14 protein-coding genes are annotated in these 15,161 nt (G+C 71.9%); 6 read left to right on the forward strand and 8 right to left on the reverse strand.

All coding sequences use genetic code 11. The features are described 5' to 3' along the window. Window position 1 precedes the first annotated feature (1 nt). On the reverse strand, window positions 2–457 hold the full coding sequence (gene lepB, locus AB0I67_RS38030; protein ID WP_357934354.1) for a signal peptidase I: 456 nt from the start codon (window positions 455–457) through the stop codon (window positions 2–4). Between the two features lie 134 nt (window positions 458–591). After that, window positions 592–1,788: a hypothetical protein gene (locus AB0I67_RS38035; RefSeq protein ID WP_357934357.1), complete on the reverse strand. Its 1,197-nt coding sequence runs from the start codon at window positions 1,786–1,788 to the stop codon at window positions 592–594. A 125-nt stretch (window positions 1,789–1,913) separates the two neighbouring features. Here AB0I67_RS38035 and AB0I67_RS38040 point away from each other — a divergent pair, with 125 nt between their 5' ends. Continuing rightward, window positions 1,914–3,137 carry an MFS transporter gene (locus tag AB0I67_RS38040; RefSeq protein WP_357934360.1) on the forward strand — a complete coding sequence of 408 codons (1,224 nt, stop codon included), beginning with the start codon at window positions 1,914–1,916 and terminating at the stop codon, window positions 3,135–3,137. Between the two features lie 10 nt (window positions 3,138–3,147). On the opposite strand, the gene AB0I67_RS38045 is transcribed toward AB0I67_RS38040, so the two are convergent. Next, entirely contained in the window at window positions 3,148–3,585 is a 438-nt protein-coding gene (locus AB0I67_RS38045) for a nitroreductase family deazaflavin-dependent oxidoreductase (protein ID WP_357934362.1), read from the reverse strand. Between the two features lie 103 nt (window positions 3,586–3,688). Between AB0I67_RS38045 and AB0I67_RS38050 the strand changes: the two genes are divergently transcribed. Beyond that, window positions 3,689–4,204 (forward strand): TetR family transcriptional regulator, encoded by a 516-nt coding sequence (locus AB0I67_RS38050; RefSeq protein ID WP_357934510.1) that lies wholly within the window; start codon window positions 3,689–3,691, stop codon window positions 4,202–4,204. On the opposite strand, the gene AB0I67_RS38055 is transcribed toward AB0I67_RS38050, so the two are convergent. Then, a complete protein-coding gene (locus AB0I67_RS38055; RefSeq protein WP_357934365.1) occupies window positions 4,198–4,776 on the reverse strand; it encodes a TetR/AcrR family transcriptional regulator in 579 nt (192 codons plus the stop codon). The two genes, AB0I67_RS38050 and AB0I67_RS38055, sit on opposite strands and share 7 nt — an antisense overlap. 82 nt (window positions 4,777–4,858) lie before the next feature. On the opposite strand from AB0I67_RS38055, the gene AB0I67_RS38060 reads away from it, so the two are divergent. Then, entirely contained in the window at window positions 4,859–5,881 is a 1,023-nt protein-coding gene (locus AB0I67_RS38060; RefSeq protein WP_357934366.1) for a hypothetical protein, read from the forward strand. Here AB0I67_RS38060 and AB0I67_RS38065 read toward each other — a convergent pair. Continuing rightward, entirely contained in the window at window positions 5,859–7,070 is a 1,212-nt protein-coding gene (locus AB0I67_RS38065; RefSeq protein ID WP_357934369.1) for an acyl-CoA dehydrogenase family protein, read from the reverse strand. The genes AB0I67_RS38060 and AB0I67_RS38065 overlap by 23 nt on opposite strands. Window positions 7,071–7,158: 88 nt before the next feature. Here AB0I67_RS38065 and AB0I67_RS38070 point away from each other — a divergent pair, with 88 nt between their 5' ends. Further along, window positions 7,159–8,202, forward strand: coding sequence for an MCE family protein (locus tag AB0I67_RS38070; protein WP_357934372.1), 1,044 nt, complete (start codon window positions 7,159–7,161; stop codon window positions 8,200–8,202). On the opposite strand, the gene AB0I67_RS38075 is transcribed toward AB0I67_RS38070, so the two are convergent. Both AB0I67_RS38075 and AB0I67_RS38080 read right to left on the reverse strand, forming a co-directional pair. Next, a complete protein-coding gene (locus tag AB0I67_RS38075) occupies window positions 8,192–9,112 on the reverse strand; it encodes a glucosyl-3-phosphoglycerate synthase (protein ID WP_357934513.1) in 921 nt (306 codons plus the stop codon). The two genes, AB0I67_RS38070 and AB0I67_RS38075, sit on opposite strands and share 11 nt — an antisense overlap. A 51-nt stretch (window positions 9,113–9,163) precedes the next feature. Continuing rightward, a complete protein-coding gene (locus tag AB0I67_RS38080) occupies window positions 9,164–10,603 on the reverse strand; it encodes a helix-turn-helix domain-containing protein (protein ID WP_357934516.1) in 1,440 nt (479 codons plus the stop codon). Window positions 10,604–10,897: 294 nt separating this feature from the next. On the opposite strand from AB0I67_RS38080, the gene aceA reads away from it, so the two are divergent. Then, window positions 10,898–12,184 carry an isocitrate lyase gene (gene aceA / locus AB0I67_RS38085; protein ID WP_357934375.1) on the forward strand — a complete coding sequence of 429 codons (1,287 nt, stop codon included), beginning with the start codon at window positions 10,898–10,900 and terminating at the stop codon, window positions 12,182–12,184. 114 nt (window positions 12,185–12,298) lie between these two features. Here the strand turns inward: aceA and AB0I67_RS38090 are convergent, their stop codons facing one another. Further along, on the reverse strand, window positions 12,299–13,828 hold the full coding sequence (locus AB0I67_RS38090) for a protein kinase (protein ID WP_357934378.1): 1,530 nt from the start codon (window positions 13,826–13,828) through the stop codon (window positions 12,299–12,301). Between the two features lie 375 nt (window positions 13,829–14,203). On the opposite strand from AB0I67_RS38090, the gene AB0I67_RS38095 reads away from it, so the two are divergent. Continuing rightward, complete coding sequence (locus AB0I67_RS38095) at window positions 14,204–15,082, forward strand: alpha/beta hydrolase (protein ID WP_357934381.1); 879 nt, start codon at window positions 14,204–14,206, stop codon at window positions 15,080–15,082. Window positions 15,083–15,161 lie beyond the last annotated feature (79 nt).

The raw sequence follows: 15,161 nt of genomic DNA on the forward strand, positions 1-15,161 counted from the left end.
GTCAGAGCGGGGGTCCGCCCAGCCGGCGCAGCGCCACGCCGAACAGGTGGTCGGCGTGGAAGAAGCCGCGCTGGCGGGAGTCGAGGCTGGTGGGGTTGTCGCCGTAGACCACCAGCGCGCCGGCGGGCACCGTGGCGGCCGGATCGGCGACGCCCGGCGGCACCGGGTCACCCGGCAGGGCGATCGCGCGTTTGATGTTCCACCGGCGGCCGTCGTCGCCGGGCGGTGCTTCGAGGATGTCCTGGCCCGCCGGGCCCGCCGGGGGCTCCAGCACCACGACGTCGCCCCGGTTCACCTGGTCGATCCGGCGCCTTCGCACCAGGACGCGGTCACCGTCGTTCAGCGTCGGGGCCATGCTCGCGCCCCGTACGGTCACCACCAGCAGGCGCCGGCGGGCCCACAGGGCGCCCGCTGACGCCGCCACGAGAACGAACAACGCACCGGCGATCAGCTTCATCGTGCTCCCGCGTTCTCATCGTGCTCCCGCGCTTTCGTCGTGCGGTCACACCAAGATCTTCTGCGAAGAATCGTCCTTGGTGCGCGCCTCTGTCAACCTTTACGGGCCGCCCATTATGGGCGCCTGAGACGGGGTCAGAGCGGGCCGAGAGCCACCACGGTTCCGAGCGGCAGCTCCGTCACCCGGAACACCTCCCCGGTCCCCACCCGCCAGGCCAGCAGCCGATGCGCCGCCGCCGACGAGCTGGTGAACATCACGGTGCCGGCGTCGTACCAGCCCAGCACTCCGCAGCAGCCCTTCATCCGGTCGACGCCCTGGTGCACGAGCGCCGCGTCCAGCCGTCCGGTGGCCGCGTCCAGGACCACTAGCGCCTCGGCCTCGAAGACGTCGGTGTAGGGCCTCGGCTGACCGGCGCCGAACACGTCCCGAGCGATCCGGCCGCCACGCGCCCACCCCGGCCCCATCCACTCCGGGCCGGCCGCCTTCGCCCACGCCGGGCTCACCCCGACCACCGGCCTGGCCACCGTACGGCTCAGCCGCCGGCCCGCCCGGTCCCACGAGGTCAGGTCGGCTCCGGCCAGCCGGTGCAGGCCGGGGCCGCCCGCGACGGTGCCGAAGCCCTGGTACGGCTGCCGCCGTGCCTCGCCGGTCGTGAGGTCGAGCAGGTAGGCGTGCTCCTCCTGTTCGACCAGCAGGGTGGCCGAGTCCGGCAGCCACGAGACGACCTCGTTGTAGCCGGGGAGCCGCCAGCGGTGGAGCCTCGCCGTGGTCAGGTCGAGGACGGCCACCTCGTCGCGTTGCGCGAAGGCGGCCCGTCTGCCGTCGGGGCTCAGCGCGGTGTCGTCCAGGAGCGTCTGCACGTTGCCGTGGCGGTCGGCGACGGGGCGCAACGAGGTGGTGTCGAGCTCGCGGAACCGGCCGTCGTCACCCAGCGCGAACACCGGCCCGGTCGTCTGAACCTCCCGGGTCTCCTGGATCAGCAGCAGCGCCCTGGCCACCGGGTCCTCGCCCAGCGGGACCGCGCCGTCCGGCGACAGCCGGCCGGGCAGGGCCGTGGGCAACCGGGGCAGCCCGCCCTCGGCCTCGACCGGCGGACCCAGGCGGATCCGCCGGTCTTTCGTCAGCCCCGCCTGGTACGGCCTGCCTGCCGTACCGGATGGTGGGGTGGTGGCTGCGGCGGCCACCGGGAGTGGTGCCGGGTCGGCGGTCTGGGGCCAGGTCAGTGCGCCGGCGCCCAGCGCGAGCACGGCGGCCACCACCCCGGCCCTCCCCCACCGGCCCAGACCCGGCCGGCCGTTCTCCAGCACCTCGCCGCGCGGCTCCTCCATCACGCACCCCCACCCCTCCCTACCGAGACGGTCGCCGGAAGGTTCCGGCGGGCACATATTCCGTTGCCGCCACCCGGGCACCGCCGTAAGCTCCTGTGTTTGTGCTGCGCGGGGTTATGGGGCGTTTCATGCCCGAACGACTGGGGTCCTCGTTTCGCTGGTTGCTCGGTTCGAGCTGGGCGACCAACTTCGGCGACGGCGTGGCGATGGCGGCGGCACCGCTGCTCATCCTCTCACTGACCCGAGATCCGTTCCTGATCTCGCTCGGCGCGCTGATCGGCTGGGCCCCGCCGCTGGTGTTCAGCCTCTACGCGGGCGTGCTGTCGGACCGGCTCGACCGGCGGCGCATCGTGCTCGTGGCCAACGTGGTACGGCTGGCGCTCGTGGCCGCGCTGATCGCGATGATCGCCACCGGCAGCGTCACGGTGACGCTGGCCCTGGTCGCCCTCGCGCTGATCGGGGTCACCGAGGTGTTCGCCGACAACACCACCTCGACGCTCACCCCGATGCTGGTCTCCCGGGACGATCTCCTGGTCGCCAACGCCCGGCTGCAGACCGGGTTCATCACGTTCAACCAGCTCGCCGGGCCGCCCCTGGGCGCGCTGTTGTTCACCGTCGGCGCGGCGTGGCCGTTCGCCGGGCAGGCGCTGCTGGTCGCGGCCGGGCTGGTCATGATCTCGCGGATCAAGCTGCCGCCGCACGGGCGGCGCAACGGCACCGGCGGCGCGGGACTGTGGCAGGACCTCAAGGAGGGGTTCGGCTGGACGGTACGGCACGCCGCGGTGCGGACGCTGGTCCTCACCATCCTGATCTTCAACTTCACCTTCGGCGCCGCCTGGTCGGTGCTGGTGCTCTACACCACCGAGCGGCTCGGCCTGGGCTCGATCGGGTTCGGCCTGATCACCACGGTCGGCGCGGTCGGCGGGCTCGTCGGCACCGGCCTGTACGGGGCGATCACCCGCCGGTTCAGCCTCGGGGTGATCATGCGCGTGGGGCTGATCCTGGAGACGCTCACCCATCTGGGGCTCGCGCTCACCACCTCGCCGTGGATGGCGTCGGTGATCTTCCTGCTCTTCGGCGCGCACGCCTTCATCTGGGGCGCCACCTCGGTCACCGTACGCCAGCGCGCCGTACCGGACGAGCTGCAGGGCCGGGTCGGCAGCGTCAACACCCTCTGCGTCTTCGGCGGCCTGGTCGTGGGCTCGCTGATCGGCGGCGCGCTGGCCTCGCACTACGGGGTGACCGCGCCGTTCTGGTTCGCCTTCGCCGGCTCGGCGGTCTTCGTGGTGGCGCTCTGGCGGCAGTTGCTGCACATCACGCACGACGAGCCCGAGGCCGCGCGCCAGGCTTGACCCGGGCCGCTCAGGCGGACGGTTCGAGCACGAAGACCGGGATCTCCCGGTCGGTCTTCTTCTGGTACTCGGCGTAGTCGGGCCAGGCCTCCACCGCCCGGTCCCACCACCGCGCCCGCTCCTCGCCCTCGACCTGGCGGGCGGTGTAGTCGCGCGGCTCCGGGCCGTCCTGCAAGGTCACGTGCGGGTCGGCCACGATGTTGTGGTACCACAGCGGGTTCGTCGGCGCCCCGCCCTGGGAGGCCACGACCGCGTAGGCCGTGCCGTCGGTCACCCGCATCAGCGGCGTCTTGCGGATCTTCCCCGACTTCGCGCCCTTGGTGGTGAGGATGATGACCGGCCGGTCGCGCAGGGTGTTGCCCTCCGCGCCCCCGGTGCGTTCGTAGAGCTCGACCTGCTTGGCGACGAAGTCGGCAGGGCTCGGTTCGTATTCGCCGGTCAGCGGCATCGCGCCTCCAGACACTCTGGGCTCGACATGAGACGAGGCCTAAAATGAGACTATGTCTCGTAGTGAAGCCGATGGCTGGAGAGACCGCAAGAGACGCGACACCATGGCGCGTATCGCCTTATCCGCCGCAAAACTGGCGGTCGAGCAGGGGCTCGTGGCGACGACTGTCGACCGGATCGCCGAGGACGCCCGGGTCTCGCGCGCGACGTTCTTCCGCTACTTCCCGAGCAAGGAGTGCGCCGTCGCCGACGGCCTCACCCGTCCCTTCCTCGACCCCGTCATCGACGCCCTGGCCCGCCAGCCGTCCCACCTGCCCGCGATCGAAGCGATCCTCGCCGCCTTCGACGAGGCCGCGTGCACCCAGACGCGTGAGGCCGCCGAACTCACCCGCGCCTCGGCCACCCTGTCCGCCTGGACCTTGAGCCACCACCAGCGCTACGAGCAGACCATCGCCGACCTGATCACCCCGCGCCTCACCGAAACCGACGCCGGCCCCCGGTTGATCGCGGCCCTGGTCATGGCGGCCGTGCGGCTCTCCGTCGAGGACTGGCTCGACCAGGGCGGCCCCCTGCCCCAGCACCTCCATCGCACCCTCCGCTCGGCGGCCTGCCGTCAGTGACGCAGCGTGCCCAGAATGAGATCGGTCAACGCGGCGACAGCGTCCTCGGCAGTAGCTCGCCCGCGATTGAGCTCGGCGGCCACGGCCTCCGCCGCCCCGAGCACCCCCACGCAGCGCAGCCGCAGCGCCTCGCCGTCGAGGCCCGAGTGCGGCCGGAGAGCCGTAGCCATCAGCGTGGCGTAGTGCTCGACCATGTCGCGCTGCGTGGCCTCCAGCGCCGGACTGCCCTTCAGCGCGGCGGACACGGCGGTGAACTCCGGCAGGTCGGTGGCGCAGGTGAAGTACGCCTCGCTCATGACGCGAGCCACCCGCGAGGCGGTCGGCTCGGCGTCCCGCAACGCCTGAGCCAGCCGGTCCCGGTATTGCTCATCCAGCCGTAGATAGAGCGCCAGCAACAGCCCGGCACGGGTGGCGAAGTGGTCGTACACGATCGGCCGGCTGACCCGGGCGACCTCGGCGAGCGTGGGCAAGGTCAGCTCGTCGGCCCCCCGAGTACGCACGATCGTCAGAGCCGCGTCGAGCAGTTGCTCGCGCCTCGCCTCCTTGGACAGCCGGGTCGGCGGAGTGCCCACTTTTCCTCCCTTGCGTGAGGACTCCAGCTTAAGCTACAAAATGTAGGCTACAAAATGTAGCTTAGCTGAAAGGGGCTCAGCCATGGACCAGTCAGTACTGATCATGGGCGGATCGGGCCAGGCAGGGGCGGGCACGGCCGCGCTCCTGCGGCGCTGGTACCCGGCCCTGCCGCTGACCGTCGCGGGCCGCGACCTCGAACGCGCCGGGCGGGTCGCCGCCGACCTCGGCAACGCCACCCCCGCCACCCTCGACCTGCGGCGCGCCGACCTCGGCCTGCCGCCCGAACCAGGCTTCACGGCGGTGGTGGCGGCGGTGCGGGACTCCCACCTGAACGGGCTGCGCTTCGCGCAGGATCACGGCGTGCCGTACTTGAGCATCTCCAACGGCCTGGTGGACATCACCCCGGAGGTCATCGCCGGCGCCCAGCGCACGACGGCCGCCCCGATCCTCCTGGCCAGCCACTTCCTGGCCGGCCTCGTCGTGCTGGCCGCGATGGACGCCGCCCGCGACTTCGAGCGCGTCGACACGATCCGGGTGGCCGCGGTGCTGGACGAGCACGACGCCGGCGGCCCCGCCGCCCTCGAGGACCTGGAGCGCCTGATGGAGGTCACCTCCGCCGGCCTGATCCGCCGCGACGGCGTCTTCACCTGGGCCACCGGCACCGCCGCCCAGGTGGACGTGCCCAGCCTGGACGGGTCCGTCCTGCCCGGCCAGACGATCGCCACCCTCGACGTCCCGAGCCTCGCCCTCGCGACCGGCGCCCCCAACGTCCGCTTCGACTTCGCCGTCGGCGAGTCCACCGGCCGCCGACGCGGCGACGCCCCTTCCCTCGAGATCCACCTCGAACTGCGAGGCACCAGTTCAGCAGGCACCCCGCTCAGCACCAGGCAATGGCTCGTCCATCCCGAAGGCCAGCGCCCCCTGACCGCCCTCGGCATCGCCCTGGGCGTGGAACGCCTGCTCGGCCTGCGCGGCGCCCCCGTCCCGCCGGGCCTGTACACCCCCGAAGCCCTGATCGAACCGTCCTACGCGGCCGAGCGCATGACGGAACTCGGCACGCTACGACTGCAGGGTGAGGAGGTCAGCGCACCGGCAGCCCGGTGACCGCCCGCCCGATGATCAACCGCTGGATCTCGCTGGTCCCCTCGAAGATGGTGTAGATCTTCGCGTCCCGGTGGAACCGCTCCACCGGATGCTCCCGCGTGTACCCCGCCCCGCCGAGGACCTGGATCGCCTGCTCGGTGACCCACACCGCCGTCTCCCCCGCGACGAGCTTGGACATCGAGCCCTCGGCCTGGTCGAAGGTGCGGCCGTTGCGGGCCATCCAGGCGGCGCGCCAGGTCATCAGCCGCGCGATGTCCACCCGGGTGGCCATGTCGGCCAGCAGGAAGGCGATCGCCTGGTTCTCGCCGATCTTGCGGCCGAACTGCTCGCGTTCGCGGGCGTAGTCGCGGGCGTACTCGAAGGCGGCGCGGGCGATGCCGACGGCCATGGCGGCGACGGTGGGCCGGGTGGTCTCGAAGGTGCGCATCGCACCCTGCTGGCCGGTGCGCTCGCCGGCACGGGCCCGGGCGAGGCGGGCGTCGAGCTTGTCCTGGCCGCCGAGCAGGCAGGAGGCGGGCACGCGGACCCGGTCGAGGACGACCTCGGCGGTGTGCGAGGCGCGGATGCCGTGCTTGCGGAACTTCTGCCCCATGGACAGGCCCGGGGTGCCGGGCGGGATGACGAAGGTGGCCTGGCCGCGGGTGCCGAGGGTGGGGTCGACGGAGGCGACGACGACGTGCACCTCGGCGATGCCCCCGTTGGTGGCCCAGGTCTTGACGCCGTCGATGATCCAGTCGGATCCGTCGCGTACGGCACGCGTCCGGATGGCCCCGACGTCGGAGCCGGCGTCGGGCTCCGAGGCGCAGAACGCGCCGAGCTTGACGTCGTTCTCGGTGCCGAACATCTGGGGCAGCCACTCGCCCATCTGCTCCGGCGTGCCGTTGGCCGACAGGGCGGCAGCGGCCAGGCCGGTGCCGACGAGGGACAGGCCGATGCCGGCGTCGCCCCAGAAGATCTCCTCGAAGGCGACCGGCAGCGCCAGGCCGGAGGGCTCGAACCACTGGGTGGCGAAGAAGTCGAGCGAGTAGAGCCCGATCTTGGCGGCTTCCTGGAGGACGGGCCAGGGGGTTTCCTCGCGTTCGTCCCATTCGGCGCCGGCCGGGCGGATGACGTCGCGGGAGAAGCTGCGGACCCAGTCGCGGACCTCGATCACGTCCGGACTCAGGTCCAGGGAGAAGCTGCCGTCCATGTGTTACCTCCGGTAACACCTTACCGGTGGGTAGCTTTCGGGTGAAGCCCGCCCGGCGGCCTCACGTTCGGTAGCGTGGCCGTCACCCATGAACCGCTGGACGCTCGCCGTGCTCGCCACGCTCGCCGCCCTGGCCGGGTACCTGCTGCTGCGGCCCGCGCCCGCCACGCGCGTCACCGCGCTGTTCGACCGGACGGTCGGGCTGTATCCGGGGTCGGACGTGCGGGTGCTCGGCGTGAAGGTGGGCGAGGTCGAGGCGGTCGTGCCGGAGGGGTCACGGGTGCGGGTGCGGATGGCGGTCGAGGCCAAAGTGCCGGCCCGGGTCCAGGCGGTGCTGGTGTCCAGGTCGGTGGTGGCCGACCGGTTCGTCCAGCTTGCTCCGCCGTACACGACGGGCCCTTCGCTGGCCGACGGCGCGACGATCACCGACACCCGGGTGCCGGTGGAGATCGACGAGGCGATGGCGAGCCTCGACGAGCTGGCGGTGGCGCTCGGTCCGCGGGGGGCCAACCGCGAGGGCGCGCTGGCCGAGCTGCTGCGGATCTCGGCGCGCACCTTCGACGGGCAGGGCGGCAAGATCGCCGACACGGTCGAGGGGCTGGGCGCGGCGGCCGAGGTGCTCGCCGGCAACCGGGACGAGGTCGCCGGCACCGTCCGCGACCTGGCCACGGTCACCAGCGGCCTGGCCGAGGACGACGCGGCGGTCCGTCGCTTCCTGGACGGCGTCGCCGAGGTGACCGGCCACCTCCACGACGACCGCGAACAGCTCCGCGCCGTGCTCAGGACCCTGTCGGGCACCCTGACGCAGGTGGCGCGCTTCGTGGAGGACAACCGCGACGAGGTCGCCGCCGGCACGCGCGACCTGGCGCGGCTCAGCAAGCTGCTCGACGAGCATCGCGCGGCGCTCGCCACCTTCCTCGACACCGCCCCCGCCGCGCTCAACAACGCCGCGAACGCCTACGACGCCCAGTCCGGGACGTTCCGGGCCCGCCTCGATCTGAACGGGCAGACCGACGACCTGGGGTTGTGGCTGTGCTCGCTCACCCACTCGATGGGCGTGCCACCGGAACGCTGCGAGCCGCTGCTGGACGAGACCCTGGGCGGGCTGGTCCCCCGAGTCCCTAGAGACTGAGCATCGGGGGGCGTTCGGCGATGGAGATGTCGCGGATGCGGAGTTCGTGGCCGGATCCGGCGCGGCGGAACTGGGTGAGGCGGGTGGCGGGTTCCTCGACGGCGACCATCTTGCCCTGGCGTTCCAGGCGGGACCAGGCGGCGAGCATGATCTGGGCGGCCATGCCGCCGAGGGCCTCGGTGGACTGGTGGGAGTGGGCGCGGGAGCCGAGGTCGACCTGGGCGAGGGCGTCGAGGCCGGCGAGGTCGAGCAGGTCGACGAGCAGGCCGAGCTCGACGCCGTAGCCGGAGATGAACGGCACCCGCTCCAGGGCGCTGCGGCGGCCGGCGTACTCCCCGGACAGGGGCTGGATGAAGCCGGACAGCAGCGGCCAGTGCAGGTTGATGAGCGGGCGGGCGACGAGTTCGGTGACGCGGCCGCCGCCGGTGGGGGCGCCGTCGAGGGGGCGGTCGTAGCAGCCCTTCACGTAGACCACCGAAGGGTCGTCGAGGAGCGGCCCGAGCAGGCCACTGACAAACTCCGCCCGAAATTTCCGGATATCGGCGTCTACGAACACCACGAGATCCCCGGACGTCACGGCCAGCGACTTCCACAACGCCTCGCCTTTGCCGTCGAGCGGCTTGAGGTCGGGCAGGATCTCGTCCTGCGCGAACACCGCGGCCCCCGCCTCGGCGGCGACCACCGCGGTGTCGTCGGCCGAGCGCGAGTCGATGACGACCACCTCGTCCACCAGCCCGGCCAGCTCGTCCAGCACCACCCGGACGATCTCCCCCACGGTCTCCCGCTCGTCGCGCGCGGGCAGCACGACGCTGACCGTGGTGTCCTGCTTCAACTCCAGCAGCCGCGCCGGCGGCCAGTCCCCCGCCGACGAGGTACGGCTGGTCAGCCAGGCCTCCACCGCGGGCAGCATGGCTTCACCCATTCGTCTCCCCCGTCACGATCGTTCCCCCGAAAGCCTAGTTCAGCCCCGTACGGCATGCCGTTCGAGGAAGGTGTAGACGTCGGCCTCGTCCACGCCGGGGAAGGAACCGGGCGGCAGCGCGGCGAGCACGTGGGAGTTGGCCCGCGCCGAGGGCCAGGCGAAGCCGTCCCAGCGCTGGGCCAGCTCGGTCGGCGGGCGGCGGCAGCAGTCCCCCGTCGGGCAGCCCGACTTGGTGCGGTTGGTCGTCTCGCGCCCGCGGAACCAGCGCGACTCCCGGTACGGCACGCCGAGCGTGATGGCGAAGTCGCGCTCGCGCGAGGGGTCCACGTGCGCGACGCAGAAGTACGTGCCGGTCGGCGAGTCGGAGTACTGGTAGAACACCGAGAACCGGTCGGGCGAGAGGAAGACCTGCCGGCCCGACCACTGCTGGCACATCCGCTGGCCCTCGATCGCGCCCTGCTCGTCGGCGGGGAAGACGATGCCGTCGTTCTCGTAGGCCTTGTAGATGATCCCGCCGGCGTCGTTGCGCACGAAGTGGCAGACCAGCCCGAGATGGGTGGTGGCCAGGTTGGTGAAGCGGTGGGCGGCCATCTCGTAGGAGACGGCGAAGACGTCGCGCAGGTCCTCGACCGACAGCGCGCGGGCCTGCTTGGCCTCCTGGAGGAAGGTCGCGGCGGTCTTCTCCGGCACCAGGACGGCGGCGGCGAAGTAGTTGGCCTCGGTGCGCTGGCGCAGGAAGTCGGCGAAGTCGCGCGGCTTGCCGTGGCCGAGGGCCAGGTGGCCGATGGTCTGGAGCAGGATGGTGCGCGGGGTGTGCATGCCGAGCTGCTCGTTCTTCACGTAGATGCGCCGGTTGCGGGTGTCGGCGATGGAGCGCACCGAGCGCGGCAGGTCCTGGGCGGTGTGCACGGTGTAGCCGAAGTGCGTGACCAGCGCCTGGACGGTCGACTGCGACAGGGCGCCGGTGCGGTAGCCGACGGCGGCCAGGGCCTCGGCGGCGGCCTGCTCGATGTCGGGGAAGTAGTTGCCCAGCTCGCGCTGGCGGCGGCGCAGCTCGGCGTTGGCCGCCCTGGCCTCCTCGGGGGTGGCGGTGCCTCTGGCCTGCCGGGAGCGCAGCTCGCCGTAGAGGCCGAGGATGTGTTCGAGGACGTCGTTGGGGACGCGGGCGGAGACCTTGAGCTTGGGCAGGCCGAGCGCGGCGTAGATGGGATCGCGCTGGGCCTCCTCCAGTTCGATCTCGAGCTGGGCGCGGCGGTTGGGCGCCTGGCGGCGCAGGAGCTCCTCCACCGGTACGCCGAGGGCCGAGGCCAGGCCCTTGAGCAGGGTGAGCTTCGGTTCGCGCTTGCCGTTCTCCAGGAGCGAGAGCTGCGAGGGGGCGCGGCCCACCCGCTCGCCGAGGTCGGAGAGTGTCAGCCCGCGCTGTTTGCGCAGGTGGCGCAGGCGCTGCCCGAAGGCGATCAGATCCAGCTCCTGCGTCAAAGACAGCGGTTCTTCGCTCAGCAAGGAGGCCATGTCGGCATCTTAGACAGAAATTCTGTACTTCTTCTACTCCCTGCGGCAGCCCGTGTCGGCCGGGGTGCCCGGCTGCGCCTGCCGTACCGGATTGGTCTAGGCCAACTGGAAAACTTGCGAAATTTTCTCTTTGGAATACCTGTCAGTATTTTCCCATAGCGAATTTTCTTCGTTCTTCGCTGCCGCAGAGGGGCTGCCCATGGGTTGATTCCGGGCACACACTCGGCACAAGCACCCAGGGGACGACAAAAGGAGTGAACGATGAGCGATCGCCTCAAGGGAGCTGCCGAGCAGCTGCAGCAGGAGTGGGACACCGATCCCCGATGGAAGGGCGTGGAGCGCACCTACACCGCCGAAGACGTGGTGAAGCTGCGCGGCAGCGTCCAGGAGGAGCCCACGCTCGCCCGCCGAGGCGCCGAGCGGCTCTGGGATCTCCTGCACACCGAAGACTACGTCCACGCCCTCGGCGCGCTCACCGGCAACCAGGCGGTGCAGCAGGTCAGGGCCGGGCTGAAGGCGATCTACCTCTCCGGCTGGCAGGTGGCCGCGGACGCCAACCTCGGCGCGCAGACCTACCCCGACCAGTCGCTGTACCCGGCCAACTCGGTGCCGGCCGTCGTGCGCCGCATCAACAACGCGCTGCTGCGCGCCGACCAGATCACCTGGTCGGAGGGCGAGGAGCGGGAGTGGCTGGCCCCGATCGTGGCCGACGCCGAAGCCGGCTTCGGCGGCGTGCTCAACGCTTTCGAGCTGATGAAGGGCATGATCGCCGCGGGCGCGGCGGGCGTGCACTGGGAGGACCAGCTCGCCTCCGAGAAGAAGTGCGGCCACCTCGGCGGGAAGGTCCTCATCCCGACCGGGCAGCACATCAAGACGCTCAACGCCGCCCGCCTGGCCGCCGACGTCTCCGGCGTCCCGACCCTGATTATCGCGCGGACCGACGCCCAGGCCGCGACGCTCCTGACCAGCGACGTGGACCCCCGCGACCAGCGCTTCACCAACGGCGAGCGCACCGCCGAGGGCTTCTACCGGGTGCGCAACGGCGTCGACGCCTGCATCGCCCGCGGCCTGGCCTACTCGCCGCACTCCGACCTGCTCTGGATGGAGACCTCCACGCCCGACCTCGACGTCGCCCGCGAGTTCGCCGAGGCGATCAAGGCCGAGTACCCCGACCAGATGCTGGCCTACAACTGCTCGCCGTCGTTCAACTGGAAGAAGCACCTCGACGACTCCACGATCGCCAAGTTCCAGAAGGAACTCGGGCACATGGGGTACAAGTTCCAGTTCATCACGCTGGCGGGCTTCCACTCGCTCAACTACTCGATGTTCGACCTGGCCCAGGGCTACGCCGGCGAGGGCATGACCGCCTACGTCGAGCTGCAGGAGGCCGAGTTCGCCGCCGAGTCGCGCGGCTACACCGCCACCCGGCACCAGCGCGAGGTCGGCACCGGCTACTTCGACCTGGTCAGCACGGCCATCTCGCCCGACTCCTCGACCACCGCGCTGCGCGGCTCGACGGAGGAGGAGCAGTTCGCCACGGCCCACTAGGACGCTTTCCGCGGGCTCTTCCAGGGAACGGGCCGGCGGGAAGGCAACAGGCGAACCCTGTTGATCGAGGCCGGACCTCTCCCGGGTCCGGCCTCTCAGCTTGTTCTCGAAGGCCTAAGCGCCGCTTGCGGACGGTGAGGCGCTGGGCTGCTCCTCGCCCGGCCCCTCCTGCGGGATCTGGGTCGGCGTCTGGCTCGGCGTGGGCGTCGGCGTCTCGGTCTCCCCCGGACCCTCCTGCGGGATCGTGGAGATCCCCGACGACGGCTCCGGGCAGTGCTTCGACTTGCCGCGCTTGCGCCCGGCCGGGTTGACGCAGTCGCCGGGCCTCGACCCCGGCGGGTCGGGCCGGATCTCCTCGGTGACCTGCGGCGGAGTGGTCCGCACCGCGGCGACGTTCGGCGGCTTGGCCTCCCGCGTCCGGGTGACGATCACGGTCGGCCGCGTCGGCTCGACCGCCGGCGGCGTGGCCACCCCGGAGGTCCCGGCCACCGTGGGCCGGATGGTCGAGGCCGCGCTCCCGTGGTTGCGGATGATCGGCACGGTCTCCGGCGCCTGAGCGCCGCCGAAGGCCGTGCCGCCCCCTCCTGCGGCGGCCACGGTGAGCGCGGCGATGGACACCGTCGCCAGCGCCGCGAAACTGGCGTGCGACAGGTGCGCGCCCTGGCGGGCGCGGCGCCGCCGGGGCGAGGTCTCGGGCGGCGGCCGGCGTTCGGGCCGCCGCTCCCCCGCCGGCGGGTACGGTACGGCGGTCCAGATCTCGCCGAGCACCCGCCGTACGGCTTCGCGCAGGTCCCACGGGTCCCCGACGCCACCGGCCGCCAGCAGCGCCCGCAGCAGGTCGGCCGCCTTGGGCCGCTCGGCCGGCTCCTTGACCAGCGCGGCGGCCACCGCGGGCCGCAGCAGCGCCGGCACCCCCTCCAGCCGCGGCTGCTCCAGCAGGATCCGCCGCGTCACCACATCGGCCTCGCCCGACCCGAACGGGTGATGGCCGGTCGCCGAATAGGCCACCAGGCAGCCCCACGCGAAGATGTCCGACGCCGGTACGGCAGGCCCCCCGGTCAGCCGCTCGGGCGCCACCCACCCCGGACTGCCCATGACCTGCCCAGCCTGGGTATGCGCCGTCGCCGTGTCCACGTCACGGGCGATGCCGAAGTCGATGACACACGGCCCCTGCGGCGACAACAGCACGTTGCCCGGCTTGAGATCGCGATGCACCAGCCCCGCGTCATGCGCCGCCACCAGCGCGGCAGCCGCGCCCAGCGCCACCCCGTAGGCGAGATCCGGCGTGAGCGGCCCGCGCGCGGCCACCACCGACGACAGCGCCGGCCCGCGGATGTACTCGCTCACCAGGTACGGGCGGTTGTTGTCCACCCCGTCCTCGATCACCGCGGCCGTGCAGAAGGGCACCACGCGCCGCGAGAGCGTCACCTCCTCGGCGAACCGCGCCCGCAGCGTCGCGTCGTTCAAGTGGACCGCGTGCGGCGTCTTCAGCGCCACGAGCCCGCCGCGCGGATGCTCGGCGAGGTACACCACACCCATGCCGCCCGAACCGAGCCGTCCGAGCAGCAGGTACCGGCCGATGATGACCGGATCTCCCACCGTGAGCGGCCGCACGCCCAGGGGCATGCCCTCAGCTCGCGCCATCCGGATATCGCCTCTCAGCTCGCCTTGAGGTCATGACAAGGCACACTCTGGCCCCATGGCTGGAGGGTTTCCGCATGTCTTTCATAAGGGGTATCGGAGGTAAGGCGAGTCTTGCCGTTTGGTGAGTAAGGGGTGTGACATCTGCGCTTTTGTGAGCCCTGTGGCACTGCCGGGGAGCGCCGGCTTCTCGGACCACCATGAGGGCTCCGAAGGCGGCGGCCCCGAGTGCATCCCGCTGTGGCGGCCATCGCGCTCGCCCCGGATCTCCTGGCGTCGACGAGGAGCCGTCGGGGATCTATCGCCCCACATGGTGCGTTGATCCAGCAGACCCGGGCGTGGAACTTCCGCGCGGCGGGCGGCGCGCAGGGAGACGGTATGGACTCGGTAGTGGTGAACGGCGTCCGGCTCGGCTACGAGCGGGCCGGTTCGGGGCCCGCAGTGGTGCTGGTCGGCGGCACCGGCATGCCGCCGGTCGCCTGGCAGCTCTGCGGCCTGCGCGAGGCGCTGGTCCAGGCCGGGTTCGAGGTGGTCACCTACGCCGCGCGCGGGGTGGCCCCCTCCGATGCCCCCGCCGCCCCCTACACCGTCGACGACCTGGCCGCCGATCTCGCGGGCCTGATCGAGGCACTCGAACTGGGCCCGAGCGTCGTGGTCGGCTACTCCCTGGGCAGCTTCACCGCCGAGCTCCTCGCCCGTACCCGCCCCGACCTGGTACGTGCGGCCGTCTTGCTGGCCGGGGCCGGGCCGTTGACCGGCGTGCTGGACGCCGTGCTGGAGGCCGAGACCGAGCTCATCGCCACCACCGGCCGGCTCTCGCCCGCCTTCATGCGGCTGCAGACGCTCCTCAGCACCCTGCCGCCGGCGGTGCTGCGCTCCGACGACGCCCAGGTCCGCACCTGGCTGGAACTCCTCGGCGCCCAGGAAGCGGTGTGGACCTCCACCGAGGGCGAGAACGGCCAGTCGGCGGCCTCGGACCGATGGCTTCGCGACGAGCACCGCATGGCCGCCCTCGGCCAGATCACCGCGCCGGTGCTGGTGCTCGCCTACGAACACGACCTGTACTTCCCGCCCTCCTGCGGGCAGATCGCCGCCGACGCGCTCCCCAGAGGGCAGTTCACGCAGATCCCCGGCGCCGCACACGGCGGCCTGCTCACCCACCCCGGCGAGACCACCAAGGCGATCCTGGCCTTCCTCGCTGACCTCGACCTGAACCAGCCGGGCCAAGGAACCGGTGCAAGCCCGGGCGGAGCCTGACGACACCCCGCGCGGCCCTCGGCGGGGACCCAGGAGGCGCCGGCCACCGAAGGGCCGCACCGCTTGCCCTTGTCGGAGG

Source organism: Nonomuraea sp. NPDC050310 (genome assembly GCF_040655795.1).
GTDB lineage: Bacteria > Actinomycetota > Actinomycetes > Streptosporangiales > Streptosporangiaceae > Nonomuraea.

What these genes read in the sequence shown, in the direction of transcription:
- lepB (WP_357934354.1), bottom strand. Translation starts at nt 457, where the DNA reads ATGAAGCTGATCGCCGGTGCGTTGTTCGTTCTCGTGGCGGCGTCAGCG.
- AB0I67_RS38040 (WP_357934360.1), top strand. Translation starts at nt 1,914, where the DNA reads ATGCCCGAACGACTGGGGTCCTCGTTTCGCTGGTTGCTCGGTTCGAGC.
- AB0I67_RS38045 (WP_357934362.1), bottom strand. Translation starts at nt 3,585, where the DNA reads ATGCCGCTGACCGGCGAATACGAACCGAGCCCTGCCGACTTCGTCGCC.
- AB0I67_RS38050 (WP_357934510.1), top strand. Translation starts at nt 3,689, where the DNA reads ATGGCGCGTATCGCCTTATCCGCCGCAAAACTGGCGGTCGAGCAGGGG.
- AB0I67_RS38060 (WP_357934366.1), top strand. Translation starts at nt 4,859, where the DNA reads ATGGACCAGTCAGTACTGATCATGGGCGGATCGGGCCAGGCAGGGGCG.
- AB0I67_RS38065 (WP_357934369.1), bottom strand. Translation starts at nt 7,070, where the DNA reads ATGGACGGCAGCTTCTCCCTGGACCTGAGTCCGGACGTGATCGAGGTC.
- AB0I67_RS38070 (WP_357934372.1), top strand. Translation starts at nt 7,159, where the DNA reads ATGAACCGCTGGACGCTCGCCGTGCTCGCCACGCTCGCCGCCCTGGCC.
- AB0I67_RS38075 (WP_357934513.1), bottom strand. Translation starts at nt 9,112, where the DNA reads ATGCTGCCCGCGGTGGAGGCCTGGCTGACCAGCCGTACCTCGTCGGCG.
- aceA (WP_357934375.1), top strand. Translation starts at nt 10,898, where the DNA reads ATGAGCGATCGCCTCAAGGGAGCTGCCGAGCAGCTGCAGCAGGAGTGG.
- AB0I67_RS38090 (WP_357934378.1), bottom strand. Translation starts at nt 13,828, where the DNA reads ATGGCGCGAGCTGAGGGCATGCCCCTGGGCGTGCGGCCGCTCACGGTG.
- AB0I67_RS38095 (WP_357934381.1), top strand. Translation starts at nt 14,204, where the DNA reads ATGGACTCGGTAGTGGTGAACGGCGTCCGGCTCGGCTACGAGCGGGCC.